General features: G+C 69.5%; 16 protein-coding genes. 9 read left to right on the forward strand and 7 right to left on the reverse strand.

The features are described 5' to 3' along the window. Positions 1-216: 216 nt before the first annotated feature. From ABD830_RS02505 to ABD830_RS02535, 7 genes are read left to right on the forward strand one after another with little or no spacing between them, the layout of a single operon-like run. Positions 217-1,083: an SCO3242 family prenyltransferase gene (locus tag ABD830_RS02505; protein WP_344984622.1), complete on the forward strand. Its 867-nt coding sequence runs from the start codon at positions 217-219 to the stop codon at positions 1,081-1,083. Beyond that, positions 1,053-1,946: a sugar phosphate isomerase/epimerase family protein gene (locus tag ABD830_RS02510; RefSeq protein ID WP_344984623.1), complete on the forward strand. Its 894-nt coding sequence runs from the start codon at positions 1,053-1,055 to the stop codon at positions 1,944-1,946. Before ABD830_RS02505 ends, ABD830_RS02510 begins: the two co-directional genes overlap by 31 nt. Continuing rightward, entirely contained in the window at positions 1,891-2,397 is a 507-nt protein-coding gene (locus ABD830_RS02515; protein WP_344984624.1) for an EboA domain-containing protein, read from the forward strand. Before ABD830_RS02510 ends, ABD830_RS02515 begins: the two co-directional genes overlap by 56 nt. Next, a complete protein-coding gene (locus tag ABD830_RS02520; protein ID WP_344984625.1) occupies positions 2,398-3,243 on the forward strand; it encodes a TatD family hydrolase in 846 nt (281 codons plus the stop codon). A gap of 2 nt (positions 3,244-3,245) precedes the next feature. Further along, entirely contained in the window at positions 3,246-4,358 is a 1,113-nt protein-coding gene (eboE, locus tag ABD830_RS02525) for a metabolite traffic protein EboE (RefSeq protein ID WP_344984626.1), read from the forward strand. After that, entirely contained in the window at positions 4,358-5,689 is a 1,332-nt protein-coding gene (locus ABD830_RS02530; protein WP_344984627.1) for an alkaline phosphatase family protein, read from the forward strand. Before eboE ends, ABD830_RS02530 begins: the two co-directional genes overlap by 1 nt. Before the next feature lie 56 nt (positions 5,690-5,745). Continuing rightward, complete coding sequence (locus ABD830_RS02535; RefSeq protein WP_344984628.1) at positions 5,746-6,705, forward strand: phosphotransferase family protein; 960 nt, start codon at positions 5,746-5,748, stop codon at positions 6,703-6,705. 33 nt (positions 6,706-6,738) lie between these two features. Here ABD830_RS02535 and ABD830_RS02540 read toward each other — a convergent pair whose 3' ends face one another. The 3 genes from ABD830_RS02540 to ABD830_RS02550 form a co-directional block, all read right to left on the reverse strand. Further along, positions 6,739-8,496 (reverse strand): ThuA domain-containing protein, encoded by a 1,758-nt coding sequence (locus ABD830_RS02540; RefSeq protein WP_344984629.1) that lies wholly within the window; start codon positions 8,494-8,496, stop codon positions 6,739-6,741. A 10-nt stretch (positions 8,497-8,506) separates the two neighbouring features. Beyond that, entirely contained in the window at positions 8,507-11,326 is a 2,820-nt protein-coding gene (locus ABD830_RS02545) for a PQQ-dependent sugar dehydrogenase (protein ID WP_344984631.1), read from the reverse strand. A 148-nt stretch (positions 11,327-11,474) separates the two neighbouring features. Next, complete coding sequence (locus ABD830_RS02550) at positions 11,475-13,859, reverse strand: RICIN domain-containing protein (RefSeq protein WP_344984632.1); 2,385 nt, start codon at positions 13,857-13,859, stop codon at positions 11,475-11,477. A 314-nt stretch (positions 13,860-14,173) separates the two neighbouring features. On the opposite strand from ABD830_RS02550, the gene ABD830_RS02555 reads away from it, so the two are divergent. Beyond that, positions 14,174-14,911, forward strand: coding sequence for a FadR/GntR family transcriptional regulator (locus tag ABD830_RS02555; RefSeq protein WP_344984633.1), 738 nt, complete (start codon positions 14,174-14,176; stop codon positions 14,909-14,911). Positions 14,912-15,208: 297 nt separating this feature from the next. After that, complete coding sequence (locus tag ABD830_RS02560) at positions 15,209-16,750, forward strand: arabinofuranosidase catalytic domain-containing protein (protein ID WP_344984634.1); 1,542 nt, start codon at positions 15,209-15,211, stop codon at positions 16,748-16,750. Positions 16,751-16,859: 109 nt separating this feature from the next. Here the strand turns inward: ABD830_RS02560 and ABD830_RS02565 are convergent, their stop codons facing one another. Genes ABD830_RS02565 through ABD830_RS02580 form a run of 4 tightly spaced genes read right to left on the reverse strand, consistent with a single transcriptional unit; the run spans position 16,860 to position 20,832 of the window. Then, the gene (locus tag ABD830_RS02565; RefSeq protein WP_344984635.1) at positions 16,860-17,858 is read right to left on the reverse strand and encodes a glycoside hydrolase family 43 protein; all 999 of its coding nucleotides are present in this window, start codon (positions 17,856-17,858) and stop codon (positions 16,860-16,862) included. A gap of 19 nt (positions 17,859-17,877) precedes the next feature. Continuing rightward, positions 17,878-19,041, reverse strand: coding sequence for a mandelate racemase/muconate lactonizing enzyme family protein (locus tag ABD830_RS02570; protein WP_344984637.1), 1,164 nt, complete (start codon positions 19,039-19,041; stop codon positions 17,878-17,880). A gap of 1 nt (position 19,042) precedes the next feature. Continuing rightward, positions 19,043-19,870: a carbohydrate ABC transporter permease gene (locus ABD830_RS02575; RefSeq protein WP_344984638.1), complete on the reverse strand. Its 828-nt coding sequence runs from the start codon at positions 19,868-19,870 to the stop codon at positions 19,043-19,045. Beyond that, positions 19,870-20,832: a carbohydrate ABC transporter permease gene (locus tag ABD830_RS02580; protein ID WP_344984639.1), complete on the reverse strand. Its 963-nt coding sequence runs from the start codon at positions 20,830-20,832 to the stop codon at positions 19,870-19,872. The genes ABD830_RS02575 and ABD830_RS02580 overlap by 1 nt, the downstream gene beginning before the upstream one ends. Positions 20,833-20,835: the final 3 nt, after the last annotated feature.

Consider the following 20,835-nt stretch of genomic DNA (forward strand, 5'->3'; position numbering starts at 1 on the left):
TGCTGACACTCGAGGCGATGGGCCAGGCGGCGACGGCCGTAAGCGGTGAACAATAAGACAGCCATTAGCCTACTTATGGTTGACCATCGACGAAAATAGCTCTTACCATCACGGAGACTTACATACCGGATGCCTTCCGCATGCGGGTGTTAGTCCCGACGCGATGGAGCTTTCATGGACAAGCTCGGTGTGTGGCTTATCGGGGCACGAGGATCCGTGACGACCACTGCCGGCGTCATGAGGGCGCTGCTCGAGCTGGTCCGCGCACCGGCGGCGCTGTCGGTGCCTGGAGACACCATGGCGGGGGCCGCCGCCTCGGGGCGGCGTCCGGCACCCGGCCTGGCCCTGGCGTCGGTGCTCATGTACTGGTCGGGAATGGCGCTCAACGACTGGGCGGACCGTGAGGCGGACGCCGTCGAGCGCCCTGAACGCCCGATCCCGTCAGGCCGGGTCCGCCCGGGCGCCGCGCTCGGGCTCGCGGCCGCGCTGACCGGAGCGGGCCTGGCCACCGCCGCCGCCGCCGGCGGCCGTCGCGCTCTCACCGTCGCCGGCCTGCTGGCCGGCGCGGTGTGGGCCTACGACCTGGGACTCAAACGGACGGCGGCGGGACCGGCGTCGATGGCGGCCTGCCGCGTGCTGGACGTGCTCCTGGGCGCCGGCGAGCAGGCCAGGGCCGCCGTGCCGGCGGCGCTCGCGATAGGCGCGCACACCTACGGGATCAGCGTCCTGGGCCGGGCCGAGGTGACGGGGGCGGCACGCGGGACCGCCGAGCGCGCGCTCCTGGCCAGCACCGCGGCGGCCGGGCTCGCGGCCTGCTCCTGCCTGCGCAACGATGCCGCCGCCCGGGCCGGAGCATGCGTCCTCATCGCCGGCTATCTCGCCTCCACCCTCCCGGTCCAGGCCGGCTTACGGGCCCGTCCCGACCCCGAGAACGTCCGGCAGGCCGTCCGCCTGAGCATCCTCGCCCTGATCCCGCTCCAGGCCGCGGCGGTGGCCGGTGGCGGGCGGATCGCGACGGCGGGCGCGCTGCTGTGTTCGCTGCCCCTGGGAAGGTGGCTCTCGTCCCGGCTGGCGACATCGTGAAGTGGGCCTACTGCACCAACGGCTTCGCCGGTCACCGGCTTCCCGAGGCACTCGCGGTCCTGGCCGATCTGGGATACACCGGTGCGGCGATCACGCTCGACCACGGTCATCTCGACCCCCACTCCCCCGGCCTGGCCGCGGAGGTCTCGCGCATCGCCGGGCTCCTCGAACGCCTCGGCCTCGCCGCCGTCGTCGAGACGGGCGGGCAGTACACCCTCGATCCCCTGCGCAACCACCATCCGACCCTCATCAGCGACGACGCCGAACGCAGGGTGGAGTTCCTGATCACCGCGATGCGGGTCGCCGCCGACCTGGGCGCTCCCGTGGTGCATCTGTGGAGCGGGGTCCGGCCCGACGGCATGCCGGAGGCGGAGGCGTACACGCGGCTGGCCGGCCAGTGCGCGCGGCTGCTCGACCAGGCCGACCAGCTGGGCGTCACGCTGGGATTCGAAACCGAACCCGGGATGCTCGTCGCCGACCTGGACGGGTTCGAGCGGCTGCGTGCGATACTCGGCGCCCATCCCCGGTTCGGTCTCACCCTCGACATCGGGCACTGCTACTGCGTGGAGCGGGAGGACCTGGAGAGCTGTGTCCGCCGGGCGCTGCCGTACACCGTGCACGTGCAGATCGAGGACATGCGCCGGGGGGTCCACGAGCACCTGGAATTCGGCGAAGGTGAGATCGACTTCGCGCCGGTGCTCGCGGCCCTGCACGGCTACCCGGGCCTGGTGGCCGTGGAGCTGTCCGCGCACAGCCATGCGGCTCCGCAGGTCGCCCGCCGCTCGATCGACTTCCTGAGGAGGGCACATGACGGAGCCGGCACAGGAGTGGCTGGCACAGGCCGTCCGCCAGGTCGAGGCTGACCCGTATGCGATCAACCGGCTCTTCCCGCAGGCCGAACGGCGGGGCGGCCCCGGCGCCCGGCGCGCGCTGCTCGGCGCGCTGCACGGCCACCACGCGGTGATCCGCGGCCTGTACGAGGCGGGCGACAGCGGCGAGCGGCTGGCGATCCTGACCGCCCTGCATGAGCTCGGCCTGGACGGGGCGGCGGTCGGGCTGGTGGAGGACGCGCTGCGCACCAATGACGCGCGGCTGGTCGCCGCGGCCCTCGGCCCGTACGGCTCGGCGTGGCTGGACGACCACTCCTTCCGTCAAGGGGTGCTCAAGTGCGTCTTCATGTCGATCCCGCTGGCGGCGGTGGCGGGGCTGGACCGCCGCTTCGACGCCGAACTGGCCAGGATGCTGTCGGACTACGCGGCGGAGCTGCGGGCGGCCGGCCGGCCCGTCCCGCGCGACGTCCTGGAGAGGAGCTGAATGCGCATCTTCGACCCCCACGTCCACATGACCTCCCGGACCACCGACGACTACCAGCGCATGCACGCCGTGGGGGTTCGGGCCGTCGTCGAACCCGCCTTCTGGCTGGGGCAGCCCCGTACCAACGTGGGCAGCTTCCTCGACTACTTCGACGCGCTGCTCGGCTGGGAGCCGTACCGCGCCGCCCAGTACGGCATCCACCACCACTGCGCACTCGCGCTCAACCCGAAGGAGGCGAACGATCCGCGGTGCGCGGGGGTGCTGGCCGAGTTGCCGCGATACCTGCTGAAGGACTCCGTCGTCGCGGTCGGCGAGGTCGGATACGACTCGATGACGGCAGAGGAGGAACGGGCCTTCGAGGCCCAGCTCGCCCTGGCACAGGAGAATGATCTTCCGGTGCTCGTGCACACTCCGCATCGGGACAAGGCCGCGGGCACCCGCCGGAGCCTCCACGTGGTACGGGACGCCGGGATACCCCCCGAACGGGTGCTCATCGACCACCTCAACGAGATGACCGTCGGCATGGTCGTGGACTCGGGCTGCTGGATGGGATTTTCGATCTACCCCGACACCAAGATGGACCCGGGCCGGATGGTGGCCCTGCTCAAGGAGTACGGCACGGACAGGATGCTGGTGAACTCGGCCGCCGACTGGGGACGGAGCGACCCGCTCAAGACACGTGAGGTGGCCGACGTCATGCTCGCGGCCGGCTTCGGCGAGGACGACGTGGACCGGGTGCTGTGGCGCAACCCGGTCGACTTCTACGGGCAGAGCGGCCGGCTTGACCTCGGGACCGGCTCGGAAGCCGGCCCTGACTACGCCGGCAACACGATCAGGCGGGGCTGACCATGCGGCTGCGCCGTCCGGGCGGCTCAACCGTGCACCTGTCCTACTGCACCAACGTCCACGCCGCCGAGGATCTCCCCGGCATCCACGCTCAGCTGTCCGGCGTCGCCGCGCGGGTCAGGCGCCTGCTCGGCGTCGAACGGCTCGGGCTCGGGCTCTGGCTGTCCCAGCACGCCGCCGCGGACCTCCTTGCCCGACCCGGGGAGCTCGCCGCGCTGCGCGAGCGGCTGACCGCGCTCGGGCTGGAGGTCGTGACCCTCAACGGGTTCCCCTACCGCGGCTTCCAGAACGAGATCGTGAAGTACCGCGTCTACACCCCTGACTGGGCCGACGCGGAGCGGCTGCGCCACACGCTCGGGCTCGCCGAGATCCTGGCCGCGCTGCTGCCGGACGACGTCACCGAGGGCACGATCTCGACCCTCCCTCTCGCCTGGCGGACCGGGTGGACGAAACAGAAAGCGGCGGCGGTCATGGCCCATCTCGACGCGGTCACCCAGGGCCTGCGCGCGCTGACCGGCCGTACCGGCAAGAAGATCCGGCTGGGCTTCGAGCCGGAGCCCGGCTGCGTCGTCGAGACGACGTCCCAGGCGAGCGCCCTGCTGAGCGACGTGGATCACGAGTACCTCGGCCTCTGCCTGGACGCCTGCCACATGGCCGTGGGTTTCGAGGAACCCGGCGCGGGCGCCGGCAGCGGGCTGCCGATCGTGAAGCTCCAGGCGTCGTGCGCCCTGGTGGCCCCGCCGGGGGCACAGCGGGCGCTGGCCGCGTTCGACGAGGCCCGTTTCCTCCACCAGACGCGCTCCGCCACCGGATACGCCGACGACCTGGGCGAGGCCCTGGCCGGCGGCCTGCCCGCGGACGAGAGCTGGCGCGTGCACTTCCATGTCCCGCTGCACGACGTGCCGCCCCCTCCGCTCGCCAGCAGCGCCCCCTTCCTGCGTGACCTGCTGGACGCGCTCCTCGGCGGAGAACCTCCGCTGACCAGGCATGTCGAGGTGGAGACCTACACGTGGAACGTGCTTCCCGGCGCGCCGGCCGACATCGCGGAAGGCATCGCCGCCGAGCTCGACTGGATGCGGGGGCAGCTCGCCGCCCTCGGGCTTAAGGAGACGTGATGGCACCGCTGATCGTGATCAATGTCGTCGGGCTCACCCCGCGCCTGCTCGCGCACATGCCGAACGTGGCGAAGGCGGGCGCGGCCGCCGCGCTGCGGCCCGTGCTCCCGGCCGTCACCTGCTCGATGCAGGCCACCCTGCTGACCGGTTCGATGCCCCGCGACCACGGCATCGTCGGCAACGGGTGGTACTTCCGGGATCTCGGCGAGGTGCTGCTGTGGCGTCAGCACAACGCGCTCATCCAGGCGGAGCAGCTGTGGACCGCCGCGCCCGGCCTGCGTACCGCCAACGTCTGCTGGTGGTATGCGATGGGCGCGCCGACCGACCTGCTCGTCACCCCGCGCCCCGTCTACCACGCCGACGGCCGCAAGTCGCCCGACTGCTACACCCGCCCGCCCTCGCTCCACGACGACCTCGAGGCCGCGCTGGGGCCGTTCCCCCTGTTCACCTACTGGGGCCCCAACGCGGGGATCGCCTCCTCCGAATGGATCATCGCCGCGGCCCGCCGCATCCTGACCCGCGAACGGCCGGATCTGCTGCTGGTCTACGTGCCTCACCTCGACTACGACCTCCAGCGGTACGGCCCCGCCGGTCCCGAGGCGATCGCGGCGGCCCGCGCCGTCGACGCCGCGCTGGCTCCGCTCCTGGCCGAGGAGGCCGAGGTGGTCGTGCTCTCGGAATACGGCATCACCCCGGCGTCCCGCCCGGTGGACATCAACCGGGCCCTGCGCACCGCTGGTCTCCTGGAGGTCCACACCCAGGCCGGGATGGAGTACCTCGACCCGTGGACGTCCCGGGCCTTCGCCGTCGCCGACCACCAGGTGGCCCACGTGTACGTGCGTGACCCCGCCGACCTCGACCGCACCCGCGCCGTCATCGCCGAACTGGCCGGCGTGGACGAGGTGCTCGACCAGGCGGGGAAGGCGAAGTACGGGCTCGACCACGAACGCGCCGGCGAGCTCGTCGCGGTGGCCGAGCCCGACGCCTGGTTCACCTACTACTACTGGCTCTCCGACGACCGCGCACCGGATTTCGCCAGGCTCGTGGACATCCACCGCAAACCCGGCTACGACCCCGCCGAGCTGTTCATGGACCCGAGCGATCCGTTCGTGAAGCTCCGCGCGGCGGCGGCGCTGGCCAGGAAGAAGCTGGGCTTCCGCTACACGATGCGGGTGGTGCCGCTCGACCCGGCGCCGGTGCGGGGCAGTCACGGCCGGCTGCCCGACGACCCCGACGACGGCCCGCTGATCATCGGCCCCTTCGACCGTGACTCCTACGAGGCGACCGAGGTCAAGGAGCTCCTGGCGGGCCTGGCCCGGCGGAGCCGCTGACTCCGCACCTCGAAAATGCCTGGTTGGGCCGGTGCGGCTGCTGATCTAATACGCGCATGGAGATCTCGCTGAAGGCCGAGGCGGCCGGCGTCGCCGATCCGTGGCCCCGCTACTTCGCGGACCGCGGACACCCAGGGGCCCGCCGTATCGGCGCGGGTGTCGAGGGCGTCGTCTACGGGCTGGGCGACGGCCAGGTCGCCAAGGTGTGGACCGGCCGGCCTCCGACCGAGCTCACCCGCCAGGTTTATGCGGACGTCGCACAACACCGGCTGCCGTTCGCCACCCCGGAGATCTTCCAGGTCCAGGAGCACGAGGGTGTCGTGGTGACGTACGAGCGCGAGCTGCCGGGCGTCCCCATGCGGGGCGACTCCGCGCACGAGAAGCAGGAGCGCGAGCTGCCCGCTCATCATGGGGACGCACTGCTCGCCGTCCTGCGTGGCCTCGCCTCGGTGCCGGGCACGGACGCCATGCGTCAGCTGACCGTCCAGGGCGATGACCGTCCGCTGTGGCAGGGGCACAACCGCTTCCAGGACGCCCTCGCGGCCCTGGTCGTTCGAGCCGCGACCCGGCACGGCTCCGCGCTGGCCGTGCATGTGCCGGACTTCAGCGCGGGGGTCGAGCGCACGCTGGACACCCTGCGGTCGCTTCCCGATGCTCCGGTCACGGCGATCCACGGTGACCTCGTGCCGCCCAACATCCACATCGACGACGCCGGCCGGCCCGTCGCCGTGCTCGACTTCGGCTTCTACACGACCGCGGGTGATCCGGCCTTCGAGGCGGCCGTCACCGCGGCCGTCTGGGACATGTACGGCCCGTACGCCGGGGAGCACACCGCGGAGCTCACCCGGCTCTTCGCCCGAGAACTCGGCCACGCGCCCGCCGCCCTCACCGCCTACCAGGCCGTATATGCCCTCACGACGTACGACCTGTTCGGCATGGGCGAGAGCGACGGGCACTTCCGGTGGTGCGCCGAACGGTTGCGCCGCAACCTCGTGTTCAGCGCCCAGGCGCCGTGACCGCGGCCACCCGTTGATCGCTGTCAGGTGGCCTCAGACGCGGCTCCAGCGCTGGTTGGACCCTCCGTTGCAGGTCCAGATGCGCGCCTTGGTGCCGTTGGCGGTGGCGCCGACGTCCAGGCACTTGTTCGCGCCGACCGCGGTGATGGTGCCGTCGGCGTTCAGGCGCCACTTCTGGTTGTTCTGGCCGTTGCAGTCCCAGATGATCACGCTGGTGCCGTCCGCCGTCCCGGCCCCGTTCACATCCAGGCACTTGCCGCCGTAGACCCGCAGCTCGGTTGCGGCGGTCGAGGTCCACTTCTGGTTGTTCTGGCCGTTGCAGTCCCAGATCTGCGCCTGCGCGCCGTTGGACTGCGAAGCGCCGCTGACATCCAGGCACCGGCCGGAGCCCACGCCCTTGATCGCGCTCGTGCCTTCCGTGGGCGGGGTGCCGCCCAGTTCCTTGATGCGGATGTTGCGGAATGACACCACGTCGCCGGACCCGTGGTTCTGGATGCCGATGTAGCCCTGCTGGAGCGAGCGGACCGGATCGGTGTTGGTGAAATCATTGATCTTGGTGCCGTTCAGGAAGACCTGCAGCCGCTCGCCCTCGACCAGCAGCTCGTAGGTGTTCCACTGACCCGGCGGGTTCAGCGCCGCGTCGCGGGCGGCGATGTCGGCGCTCTTGAACCCGTAGATCGCCCCGGTCGTCTTGTCCGGGGTGTCGGTCGCGTCGATCTGCACCTCATATCCGGTGTTGAGCGCCGCGTCGGGGTCGCTGGTGGACGGGAACCCGACGATCACCCCGGAGTTGGAGTCGCCGGTCATCTTCCAGTCGAGCTTGAGCGAGTAGGAGTGGAGCTCCTTGGCGCTGTACCACAGCATGCCCATGCCGCCCTGGGAGGTCAGCGTGGCGTCGCTGTTGGCGAACGATCCCGGCCCGGCCTGCGACCAGCCCGTCGTCGAGCCGTTGTACAACGTCGTGTACCCGGTCTCCGGGCGGCAGTCGGCGTTGGTGGCCTTGGCCGCGTACCGGATCCCGCCGAGCAGCAGCGTCCGGAAGTTCGGGTCGGCGTACGACTCCTGGGTGTGCCCCAGTCCGGTGTAGAACGCGCGACCGGAGGACTGCGGGTGGCACCAGGTGATCGGGTGGTCGCCGCCCATGCCGCCGCCGCTGTAGCTGCCCTCGTCCAGGCTCTGCAGCACCCGGACGTTCGGGCGGGGGTTGGTGCGGTAGTTGTACCACTCGTCGGTGCGTGACCAGGTCGCCCCCAGGTGGGCGGTCGCGGCGTGCGCCCGGTCCTCGGTCCGCACGGTGGCCTGCTGGATCGCCGGGTGGTTGTTGAACCAGGCCCCCATCAGCTGCCCGTAGTACGGCCAGTTGTACTCGGTGTCCGCGGCCGAATGCACCCCCACGTAACCGCCCCCACCGTCCACGTACGTCTGGAAGGCGGCCTGCTGGGCGTCGTTCAGCACGTCACCGGTGGTGCTGAGGAAGACCACCGCCTTGTACTGGGCCAGGTTGGCGGTGCTGAAGGCGTTGGAGTCCTCGGTGGCGTCGACGGCGAAGTCGTTGGCCGCTCCCAGGTCGCGGATGGCCTGGATCCCGTTGGGGATCGAGTCGTGGCGGAAGCCGGCCGTCTTGGAGAAGACCAGCACCTTGTAGGCGGCGGCCTGGGCGGGGATGGCGGGGATCACCGTCGCGGCGGCGGTGATCGCCGCCACCGTGGCCGACAGGCGTCTCAGCACGGATCTCTTGCGGTCGCTCCCCGTGGTGCGCCCGAGCGCGGCGGGGGTCAGATGTCGCAGCATGGGTGTCCCTTCAGACTCGGGTCCAGCGCTGGTTGGACCCTCCGTTGCAGGTCCAGATGCGCGCCTTGGTGCCGTTGGCGGTGGCGCCGACGTCCAGGCACTTGTTCGCGCCGACCGCGGTGATGGTGCCGTCGGCGTTCAGGCGCCACTTCTGGTTGTTCTGGCCGTTGCAGTCCCAGATGATCACGCTGGTGCCGTCGGCCGTCCCGGCCCCGTTCACATCCAGGCACTTGCCGCCGTAGACCCGCAGCTCAGTTGCGGCGGTCGAGGTCCACTGCTGGTTCGACTGCCCGTTGCAGTCCCAGATCTGCGCCTGCGCGCCGTTGGACTGCGAAGCGCCGCTGACATCCAGGCACCGGCCGGAGCCCACGCCCTTGATCGCGCTCGTGCTCCCCGAGGGCGGGGTGCCGGTGTCGAAGGTGAAGGCGTCCAGGTCGAACAGGTAGCCCTGTCCGGTCGGGCCGCGGAAGACCAGGTAGAGCGTCGTCGTGCCGGCCGGAGCGCCGCTGAGACTCGCCGAGACGTCGGCGAAGGTGTCCCAGCTGCCCGTGCTCGTCACGTTCACCGTGCCCAGTAGCGTGCCCGTCGCCGAGCCCGCCCGCACCTCGATCCGGCCGCCCGCGCCGGCCGAGGACACCCGGGCGGTGATCCGCGTCGCGTTGCCCAGGTTGTACGGCTGGAAGGAGATCCAGTCGCCGTCGTCGGTGAAGCCGACCGTCTTGCCGCCCTCCGCCGTGGTGTGGTCGGCCGTCTGGATGCCCTGCTGGGCGCCGAAGTGCTCGGCCTGCCGGTGCCGCGGCTGGAGCGTGCGGGCGCTCGTGGAGGTCAGGCCGCCCTTGTCGGTGTAGGAGGCCTCGAAGACGCCGTAGATGTTGGCCGCGGCGTCATGCTCCCCGTCGACCGGCACCGCGATGGAGCCCGAGCAGCCGGTCGTGGAGGTGATCTGGTGGCGGTGGCTGTCGTGGCCGAGGAAGTAGGCGACGGTGACCCCGGCGCAGTCGATCGTGCCGTCCTCCGGGTCGCTGACGGTGACCTGGAAGGGCACGGTGTCGCCGAAGGAGAACAGCTGCCCGTCGGCGGGGGTGGTGAGGGTGACCGTCGGCGCGGTGTTGCCGACGTTCACGGTCACGTTCGCCGTGCCGGTGAGACCCTGCGGGTCCCGGACCGTCAGCGTCGCCGTGTAGCTGCCGTCCGTGGTGTAGGTCTTGCTCGGGTTCGCCGCCGTGGAGGTGGTGCCGTCGCCGAAGTTCCACGAGTACGTCAGCGCGCCGCCCTCGGGGTCGGAGCTGCCCGCCGAGGAGAAGTTCACCGTGAGCGGGGCCGGTCCGGAGGTCCTGTCGGCGGACGCCTTGGCGATGGGGTTGCGGTTGGCGGTGCCGATGTACTCGATGCGGTACAGCGCCTGGTTGTTGTTCCCGGTGCCGTAGTCGAGGACGTACAGGGCACCGTCAGGGCCGAAGGCCATGTCCATCACCTGCGTCCCCGACCAGGGGAACGCCGAGATCTCCCCGTAGCCGCCGTCCGCCTTGACCTCGATCGCCTTGATCCAGCGCCGGCCGTACTCGCCGGCGAAAAACCGCCCGTCGAGCGTCTGCGGGAACTTGACGGAAGAGTTCAGGTTGGGGTCGAAACGGTAGACCGGACCACCCATCGGCGACTCCGACCCGGAGCCGAACTCCGGCGGGCTTCCCGAGTCACCCGCGTACTTGATCCACGCCGGCTTCGCCGGAGGCAACGTGGTCAGGCCGGTGTTACGGAAGGAGTTGTTGGTGGGGCCGCCCGCGCAGTTGAACTTCGGCCCGGTGCTGTTGGTGGCGAAGTTCCACTCGTTGTAGGTCTCGCTGGTGGTGTTCGTGCCTGTGCAGTACGGCCATCCGTAGTTGCCCGGACCGGTGATGCGGTCGAACTCCACCTGCCCGCTCGGCCCCCGGTTGGAGTTGGTCACACCCGCGTCCGGCCCGTAGTCGCCGAGGTAGACGACGCCGGTCGCCTTGTCCACGCTCATCCGGAACGGGTTGCGGAAGCCCATCGCGTAGATCTCCGGCCGGGTCTTCGCCGTCCCCGGCAGGAACAGGTTGCCGCTGGGGATCGTGTAGGTGCCGTCGGGCTGCGGCTTGATGCGCAGGAGCTTGCCGCGCAGGTCGTTGGTGTTGGCGGCGGTGCGCTGGGAGTCGAACTGCGGGTTGCGGTCGGTCCGCTCGTCCAGCGGGGCGTAGCCGCTCGACTCGAAGGGGTTGCTGTCGTCGCCGGTGGTCAGATAGAGGTTTCCGGCGGCGTCGAAGTCGAGGTCCCCGCCCACGTGACAGCACAGGCCGCGGTCGTTCTGGACGCGCAGGACCACCTTCTCGCTGGCCAGGTCGAGGGTGTCGTCCGACTTGAGGGTGAACCGGGACAGGTGCAGCTCGCCCTTCCACTGGTCGAACTGGGCCTGCGAGCCGTTGCTCGGCGCATCGCCGTTCGACGTGCTCAGCCGCGGCGAGTAGTAGAGCCATAAGTACCGGTTCGACGCGAAGTCGGGGTCAACCGCCACCCCTTGCAGGCCCTCCTCGTCGTGACTGTAGACGTCGAGCTTGCCTGCCACCTTCGTGTTGCCGTTGACATCGGTGATGCGCACCGTGCCGTCGCGTGCCGTGTGCACCACCGACCGGTTCGGCATCACGGCCAGCGACATCGCCTCACCCAGCTCCGCGCCTCCTGACGCGAGAGACACCTGCTGGTAGTCGGACGCCGGGATGACGAGGGCGTTCGCCGGGGAGGCACCGAGCGCGAGGGCTCCGGGAATGATCAGCGCTATCGTGGTCAGCAACGTGAGCCACGGACGTCGGGACATGAGGGTTCCCTCCTGACACGTGCGGATCAGTGAGGGCAAGGCGTGCGCCACCGCGCCGTTGCCCGAGGTCTGCTTCCTGCCCAGACGCGCCTCCCCCCGGGGTGGGGCCCCGAGGGTGGGCGCGTGGGCGGGCGCGAGGGCCACGCGGTCAGGCGCGGGCCCACTTCTGGTTGGCGCCGCCGGTGCAGGTCCAGATCTGCACTTTGGTGCCGTTGGCGGTGCCGGCGCCGCTGACGTCCAGGCACTTGTTCGCGCCGACCGCCGTCATCGTGCCGTCGGCGTTGAGTCGCCACTTCTGGTTGTTCTGGCCGTTGCAGTCCCAGATGATCACGCTGGTGCCGTCCGCCGTCCCGGCGCCGTTCACGTCCAGGCACTTGCCGCCGTAGACCCGCAGTTCACCGCTCGCGGTCGAGGTCCACTGCTGGTTCGCCTGGCCGTTGCAGTCCCAGATCTGCGCCTGCGCGCCGTTGGACTGCGAGGCGCCGCTGACGTCCAGGCACCGGCCGGAGCCCGTACCCTTGATCGCGCTCGTGCTCCCAGAAGGCTGGCCCTGGGGACCGGCGGAGGCCATCACGGCCTGGGCGCCCGCCGGCCAGGCGCCGTTGGTGACGGTGACGTTGTTGTTCACCACGTTGCCGCGGTCGCCGTTGGTCACGTTGGTGCTGCCGTTGGTCGACCAGTTGCCGGTGACGGTGAAGTTCCCCATGTTCTCGCCACCCCAGTAGTTGGCGGTGGCCCAGGTGCCGGTGTTGTTCAGCACGTTGCCGGTGACGGAGTAGTACTTGGAGCCCTCGTCGAAGTAGATCCCGAAATAGCCGTTGGTCCGCAGGCAGTGGTTGCCGCTGATCACCGCGTTCGGGTTCCACGACAGCGTGTAGATGCAGCCCCCGTCGGTCATCTGCTGCATGACGTCATGCACGTAGTTGCCGATGAGCTTGTTGCCGGACGCGGTCGTGGGGGTGGTGTAGCGCGGCTGGTAGTTGTACAGGCCGCGGTTGGCGTAGTTGTTGCTGCCGCCCGGCTCGTTGGCGCCCCAGCCGTAGCCGATCGACATGCCGGTGTACGGCAGGTTGTAGACCTCGTTGTGTGACACGTCGGTGCCGGTGACGTAGGTGGTCAGGACCGAGACGATGCCCCGGTAGTCCAGGCCGAGGTCGTGGATGCGGTTGTTGCTGACGGTGATGTTCCGGTTGACCATCCGCTGGTCACTGGGGTGGTGCGCGTCGGCGCGCACGCCGCCGGCCACGACGCCGCCGGCCGAGTTCTGCGCGATCTCGGACCGGGTGACCGTGATGTCGGCGGCGCCCAGGCCGACGCCGCTGGCGTGCGCGTTGGCGTCGTTGCCGATGCCCACGGCCGTCTGACCGAGGTTGACGAACCGGGAGTCGGTGAAGGTGATGTTGTTGGCCGCGGACACCTGTACGGCCGCCGGCATCTGATACCAGTTCGGCCGCGCGGCCTCGAACTGCTGGCAGCCCTCCTGGCAGGAGGTCAGCCTGTCGGCGGGCCAGTTCCAGTTGCCCGCGATGTAGGAGCCGGTCTGCTGGTCGGCGAAGCCCTGGTTGCTGCTCGGTCCGAGCCAGGTCGTGCCGGTGAACGTGATCCCGCTGAACGTGATGTGGTGCGCGGGCGCGTCGTAGGTGCCTCCGACGTTCACCAGGGACTGGAGAATCGGCAGCTCGACGCTGATGTTGCTCATGTTCTGCCCGGCGGCCGGGATGTAGTACAGGACGCCGGTCCCGGGGTTGATGTACCACTCGCCCGGCGCGTCCAGGAACTCGTAGGCGTTCTCCAGGTACAGCGGGCCCGCCCGGTGCGGCTTCGTGAAGGTGTCGTACCCGAAGGTGTTGTTGTTCCAGCCGGGCTGCTGCATCGTGATGAAGTTCCCGCTGATGCTCTGCACCGTCACGTAGCGGTCCGTGAACGAGCCCACGCTCTCCATCTCGACCCGGCTCTGGTTGGCCAGGTTGTTCAGATAGCTCAGCGCGCTGTTGCCGAACCTCAGGCCGGTGGTGGTCGCGGTGAAGTCTGATCGGTTCACAGTCGTACGCGCCCGCGTGGCGAGGGCGCCGTTGACGTACAGCTGCCGGGTGTCGATCCCGGAGCCGACGTCGGCGCGCCAGATGTTCTTCCCTGAATCGGCCACGGTCCACCCGGTGACCGCCTTGGCTCCGCTGATGACGGGGTGGGCGCCCGCCGCGGCCTGCCATTTGACGGCGTAGCCGTTGTTCCCGGAATCGGCGGCGGTCAGCCGGAACGGCGCGGAGAGCCGGTACGCCCCGTCGGCCAGTTCCACGACGATGTCACCGGACATCGCGCCGTTCAGCGAACGTACCGCCGTCTGCGCCGCGGCCAGCGAGCAGGGCTCGGCGGACGTGCAGGCGGTGCCGGTGCCGGAGGGCGACGCGTACAGGGTCGTGGTGGCGGCGAGAGCCGGGGTGGCGGGGGCGGCGAGGGCGAACGCCGCGGCCAGCGCCACGGCGATGCCGATCAGGATCGGTCTCAGCGCCGTGACGGGCGAGGATGACTGCACAGTGGTTCCTTTGGGGGGTACGGGTGTGGCGCAGGTCACGCCCTTCTGAGGATCATCGCTTCTAATTACGTTGTGAGTAGGGATGTCCGTCAAGCCCTTAAGCCCGCTTATTTCACCCTTTGCACACCGATAGTCCGGCCGCGGTTAGCCGTTTTGCGCTATTCACCAGCGGTGATTAAGAAAGCTCTGGATGCTCTCGCCGATCGCTCTCCAATGAACCGTTCATATGTGTCGTACTAATCGACACGACGCCCGAGCCTGGGAGGGCACCCTCATCAGTCATACTTTGCAGGGAACGGCGAGGAGGAAGCACGGTGACCGACACCCCGCGAGAGAGCGGATACCGGCCGGGCTACGAGGTGGCCGCCGAGCAGGTACTGGAGTACATCGTCCGGCTCGGCCTGCGTCCGGGCGACCGCATGCCGACGGAGATCGAGCTGGCCCGGCAGCTGGGCACCAGCCGCACCGTCGTCCGCGAGGCGGTGAAGATACTCTCCGCACTCGGCCGGGTGCGCGCCCAGAAGGGCCGGGGCCTGTACGTGGCCGACGACGAGGGCATGTTCGGCACCGGGCGCTGGGCCTCCTTCTTCCTTCCCACCGACCTTGACCACGTCTTCATGCTGTTCGAGTTCCGCCGGGCGCAGGAGATGGAGACCAGCCGGCTGGCCGCCCGCCGCGCCACCCCTGCGGAGCTGAAGGCCATCGAGGAGGCGGCCGGCCTGTGCCGCCACGGCTTCGAGACGGGGCAGGAAGACCTGTTCAACAAGGGCGACGACACCTTTCACACCGCCATCGCCACGGCCTCGCACAACATGTTCCTCCAGGTGACGGTGCGGGAGGCCCGCAGGCTGCAGGCGCAGTCCAACCTCATCGGGCTGCGCGGCTCGGTGGGCGGGCACGCCGCCAAGGCCGTCGAGGAGCACGACGCCATCTACCAGGCCATCCGCGCAGGCGACCCGGAAGCGGCCGCCCAGGCCGCGGCCACGCACATCGACAACACCCTCGACGACTACCGGAGGGAGATCCAGCAGCGCCTCTTCTCGTCGCAGTGATCCGCCTTGCGAACCGGTTCGCTCAACAGGGAACCGACGGGCTTGATCAGCCGAGCCGGGGCGGATGAACGTTTCATCGAGCCGGACCACGAGCACCGCCGATGAGTGCCGCCGGGCAGGACTTCCGGCAGGCCGCCGGAGAGGGCGGAGCCTTGACAGGCGGTCCGCCCGTCGTATGTGCTTCGCTCTACACCGCTGTCTCCCCTCCTCAGTTGATGCCGTGCGTTGGCGAATCGATTCGCACCGGTCTCCGAGCGCGGCTGCCTCGGTCTCGCCCTACCTCCAAGGAGTACGACAATGCAGCCTTCTTCCGTTCCCTTACCGGGCCGTGCGAGGCGCGAAAGGCGCTCCCGGACGGCCCTGGTCGCATCCGCGGTGGCGGCGCTGGCGACGCTCCTGGCCACCGTCCTGACCTGGTCGGCACCGGCCTCGGCAGCGACCACGCCGCTGGTGAGCGTGGGGTCGGGGCGGTGCCTGGACGTCAGCGGCGCCTCGCAGACGAACGGCGCGCAGGCGCAGATCTGGGACTGCAACGGGCAGGCGAACCAGCAGTGGACCTCCACCGGCTCCGGTGAGCTGCGGGTCTACGGCGGCAAGTGCCTGGACGTTTACGGCGCCGGCACCGCCGACGGCACCAGCGTGATCATCTGGGACTGCAACGGACAGAACAACCAGAAATGGCGGCTCAACGCCGACGGCAGCGTCACCGCGGTCGGCGCGAACAAGTGCCTGGACGTCAGCGGCGCCGGCACCGCCAACGGCACCAAGGTGCAGATCTGGACCTGCCACGGCGGCACCAACCAGAGATGGACCACCGGAGCCGAGCCCACCCCGACGCCGACCCCGACGCCGACCCCGACCCCGCAGCCGCCCGGCGCGCGCGCGTGCGACATCTACGCCTCCGGCGGCACGCCCTGCGTGGCCGCGCACAGCACGACAAGGGCGCTCTACGGCTCGTACAACGGCAACCTGTACCAGGTCAGGCGCTCCTCCGACAGCACGACCAGGAACATCGGCGTGCTGAGCGCGGGCGGCGTCGCCGACGCCGGGGCCCAGGACTCCTTCTGCGCCGGCACCACGTGCGTCATGACCGTTCTGTACGACCAGTCCGGGCACGGCAACGACCTGTGGTACCAGGGATCCAGCGTGGTCCCCGGCTCTCCTCAGAGCAGGCCCGCGATCGCGACCACCGAGTCGCTCACCGTCGGCGGCGGCAAGGCGTACTCGCTCTACATCAATCCCGGCAACAGCTACTGGCGGGACGGCCACCTGACCGGCGTGCCCACCGGCAGCGCACCCGAGGGCATGTACATGGTCACCAGCGGCACCCACGTCAACGGCGGCTGCTGCTTCGACTACGGCAACAGCGAGACGACCAGGAAGGCCGACGCCGCCGGCGCCATGGACGCCATCAACTTCAGCACCCAGTGCTGGTTCGGCGGCTGCCAGGGAACCGGCCCGTGGGTCCAGGCCGACCTCGAATGGGGGCTCTACCCCGGCGGCAGCCAGTCGTGGAACCCCAACCAGCGGGCCTTCCCCCACAAGTTCGTCACGGCCACGCTGAAGAACAACGGCACCAACCGGTTCGCCATCAAGGGCAGCAACGCGCAGTCCGGCAGCCTGTACACCCTGTACGACGGGTCCCTCCCCAACGGCTACAGCCCGATGAAGAAGCAGGGAGCCATCATCTTGGGAAGCGGTGGCGACTGCTGCAAGCCCGACGGCGGCGCCAATCTCAGTGCCGGAACCTTCTACGAAGGAGCCATGGTCGCCGGTTACCCCACTGACGCCACGGAGAACGCCGTCCAGGCCGACATCATCGCCGCCGGCTACCGCTGACCCGGCCCCAGGACAGACCCTCGGCAATCCGGACACCGGCCACCTACTCCGCCCAGCAGGGGGAGGCGGTGGCCGGCATGCGGAGAAGACGGCGCCTGACCGTGCATGATCAAGAATCGCTCTCTTGCCCGCCGTAAGCACTCAGCAGCCGGTCGTACTCCGCCTGGGTGAGGGGGAGCACCGAGCCGTGCTTGGCTCCGGGGGGCAGTCGGTAGCTCGTCGAGGGCAGCCATTTCCCGGAGTCGAGATCGGTGGTCTCGAACGGGACGTAGTTGCGCCCCCCGAATTCGTCGATGAACATGTACCACCTCTCTTCGGTGTTCGACTTGAACACGGCCGGGCCTTCGCCGCGGTCGATCTCCCCGTCGCCGATGCCGTCGGCCACGAAGTCAAACGTGGTGGAGGTCAGTCCGCGGGACTTCTCGGCGGTGATGAGCTTGGCGCTGGGCACGGAAGCCGTCTGGTCCCGCTCGTCCTTGGTGTAACGGTAGTAAACGCCGTTGTGCTTGATCACGGCCGAGTCGATCACCGCATGCCCTGGATCGTGCCAGATCTTGGGTTCGCTGAACATGCGGAAGTCGGTGGTGGTGGCGTACAGCATCCGGTTGTAGGTCGTTCCGGTGTGGTCAGGGTCGTCCTTCGCGTAGAGCTTCGAGGCCCAGAAGACGACGTAGGTGCCGAGCTCTTCGGCGTAGCACGCCTTCGGCGCCCAGGTGTTGCCCGCGGTGTCGCCGGACACCTGGACGAGGCGCTGACCGCTCCAGTTGACCAGGTCCGTGGAATCCCACACCACGATCGACTTGCTGCCGGTGCGCTCGGCTCTGTCCCAGATGAGCTGCACCGAGTCCTCGTCGCCGCCGGACGTCCGCAGATCCGTGGCGATCAGGTGGAACCTGTCGCCCTCGGGGGAACGGATCAGGAAAGGGTCGCGTACTCCCTTGGTGCCGAGGCTGGAGGTCAGGATCGGCTTTCCGGCGTTCAGTTCCTGGTAGTGCAACGGGTCGTTGCCACAACTGAGCGCCATCCGGATCCGTTCGTCGTCGGCTGCGGGGCTACCGACGAAGTAGACGAGCAGGTAACCGACGTAGACCGGTTTCGGCTGATGCATGGCGCTCCTGAGCACGGTGCTAGATCTGACGGAGGCCGCCGGTGACCGCCAGCAGCCGTCGTCCGGCGTGCTCCGGCCGGATGTGGGGGCCCTCCGCGGCCCTGGCGGCCGGCCGGCGGGTGAAGGCGTTGATCGCCTGCTCGTCGATCGTGATGCCGAGGCCCGGCGAGTCCCCGAGGATGAACGCGCCGTCCTCGACGTACAGGTCGAGCGAGAGCCCGAGCGGCGGGCACAGGTCCTGCAACTCGCTGGCCAGGTGGTTCGGCACCGACGTCGCGGCGTGCAGCAGCGCGACCGGCGTGGCGCCGATCGGGCTGACCGGCAGGTCATGGGCGTGCGCCAGCGCGGAGACCCGGAGGAAGTGGGTCACCCCCCAGACCACGGCCGTCTGGACGACGTCGACGGCCCCCGCGGCCAACAGCGGACGGAACTGCTCGAGCCCGGTGAGGTTCTCCCCCGTGGCGACGGAGGCGCGGATCCCGCGGCCGACGGCGGCCAGGCCTTCGGCGTCCCACCGCCGGACCGGCTCTTCGATCCACGTGAGATCGAGGGTGCGTTCGAGCTCGCAGACGTGCCGGACCGCCTGTTTGCGGGTCCAGGCCTCGTTCACGTCGAGCATCAGGCCCGGCCGCGATCCGTGCCCGGCCTCGGTCAGGACGTCCCGTACCAGCGTCAGGCGGTGCAGGTCACGTTCGATGTCGAGGCCGCCCTTGATCTTGGCCGCGCGCAGGCCGTGCCGGGCGTAGACCTGGTAGGCCGAGACGAGTTCGTCGTCGGTCAGGCCGATGTCGAGGCCCGAGGCGTAGGCGGGCACCCGCCGGTCGCGTCCGCCGAGCAGCCGCCAGAGCGGTTCACCGGCCGCCTGTGCCTTGATGTCCCACAGGGCGGTGTCGAGTGCGCCGATCGTGCCGAACACGGCGCCGGCGTGGCCCGCCTTGAAAGTCTGCCGCAGCATGCGGTCGTAGAGCGCCGTCACGCCGCGCGGATCCTCGCCCTCGATCGCGGCGAAGACAGCCTCGATCTCCACGTGCGGCCCGAGGCCGATGCCGGTGATCCCCTCGTCGGTGTCCACCATGACGATCGGCACCGAGACGACCCCGTCGGCGAAGACGCCGTTGGCGTCACCGACGGGACGCCCCCATTCCTGCACCGTCGTCGTGGTGCGATACCCCGTGATCCGCATGTCAGCCCTTCGTGGAACCGGCGGTGACGCCGTCGGCGATCTGGCGCTGGAGGAACAGATAGATCATCAGCACGGGGACCGCGGCGATCAGGACTCCCGAGGCGAAGGTGGGGATGTCGTCGGAGTACTGCCCGCGCAGCGCGTTGACCCCGATCATGAGGGTGCGATGCTCTGGCGACGGCATCATGAGCAGGGAGATGAGCACGTCGTTCCAGCAGAACAGGGCGTCGAGAATGCCGACCGACAGCAGTGCCGGAACGCCCAGCGGGAGCATGATCCGCCGGTACACGCCGTACACCGTGTTCCCGTCGATCCTGGCCGCGTCGACAATCTCCGCCGGAATGGTCCTGTAGTGGCTGGTCATCAGGAAGACGGTGAACGGGAGGAACTGCGCGACGTAGGCCAGGATCAGTCCCGGGTAGGTGTCGATGAGCCCGCTGTCGGCCATGACCCTGGTGAGCGGCACCATGATCACCTGGAACGGGACGAAGAGCCCCGCGAGGCAGCCCAGGAAGATCACCGAAGAGCCGCGGAAGCGCAACTGGCTCAGCGCGAAGCCCGCCATCGACCCGAACAGCAGCAGCAGGGCCACGGCGAACGCCACGACGACGAACGAGTTGACGAAGTACCGCGCCATTCCGGCGCCGGCCCACGCCTCGGCGAGGTTGTCCCAGCGCAGGGAGCCCGCCGGCGAGAACCGGTCGAGGATGTAGTCGCGGCGGGTCTTCATCGCGACGTTGGCGGTGAACACGAGCGGATAGATCGTCGCCAGCGCGAGAACGGCCATCGGGACAGCGGCCACCCACCTGGCCAGACGCCTGCCGGGCATCAGTCCTGCCTTCCCGCGCGGCGGAGCAGAGTGATCTGCAGGAGCCCCACCACGAGCATGACGACGAAGAGCACCGTCGAGGCGGCCGAGGCGAGCGCCGGCTGGTTCATCTGTCCCTGCTGGTGCCAGATGTAGTACTCCGGCAGGTAGGTCGCCCCTTCGGGGCCCCCGCTGGTCATGACGAAGAGCAGGCCGAACATGGACGTCAGCATCCCGATCATCGTGGTCACGAAGACGAACTGAATGGTGCGCGTCAGACTCGGGATGATCACGTGCCAGATGGTCTGGCGGAGCGACGCGCCGTCCACGCGGGCGGCGTCCAGCAGCGAGGCGTCCAGGGTGCTGAATCCGGCGAGGAACACCACCAGGGCCATCCCGAACGTCGCCCAGATGTGCACGCCGACAACCGTGAACATGGCGATGCCCGGATCGCCGAGCCAGTCGACGGGTCCGGCGCCGATCGCCCCGAGGACGGCGTTCAACGGGCCGTCGTACCCGAGCATCAGGTTGAAGATCGCGCCGACGATCACCGGTGAGAGCACGGCCGGGAAGAAATAGACGCTGCGATAGACCCGGTGACCCGGCACGCGCAGATAGATGAAGGTCGCGAGCATTCCCGGAATCGCCACCGCCACGGGAAGCAGCAGCACCAGCAGCCCGACGTTGCGCAGGGCGGTGCGGAACAACGGGTCGCCGGCCAGGGCCAGATAGTTGCTCAGGCCGACGGGGGTTCCGTTGAGCTCGCCGTCACCTGTGAAGGAGAAGTTGACCCCCAGGACCAGCGGCCACAGACGCAGTATCACGATGATCAGTACGGCCGGGGCCACCAGAACATAGGGGGCGAGGCGCTCCGTGCGCCCCCTACGGGCGTCCTGGCGGCGTCGCGGCTGCTTGACGGTCGCTCCGTCGGCCCGCACGGAGCCGGCCGGGCGGACCAACGGGGAGGTACCTCCGATCGGCACGCG

This window comes from Nonomuraea helvata (genome assembly GCF_039535785.1).
GTDB lineage: Bacteria > Actinomycetota > Actinomycetes > Streptosporangiales > Streptosporangiaceae > Nonomuraea > Nonomuraea helvata.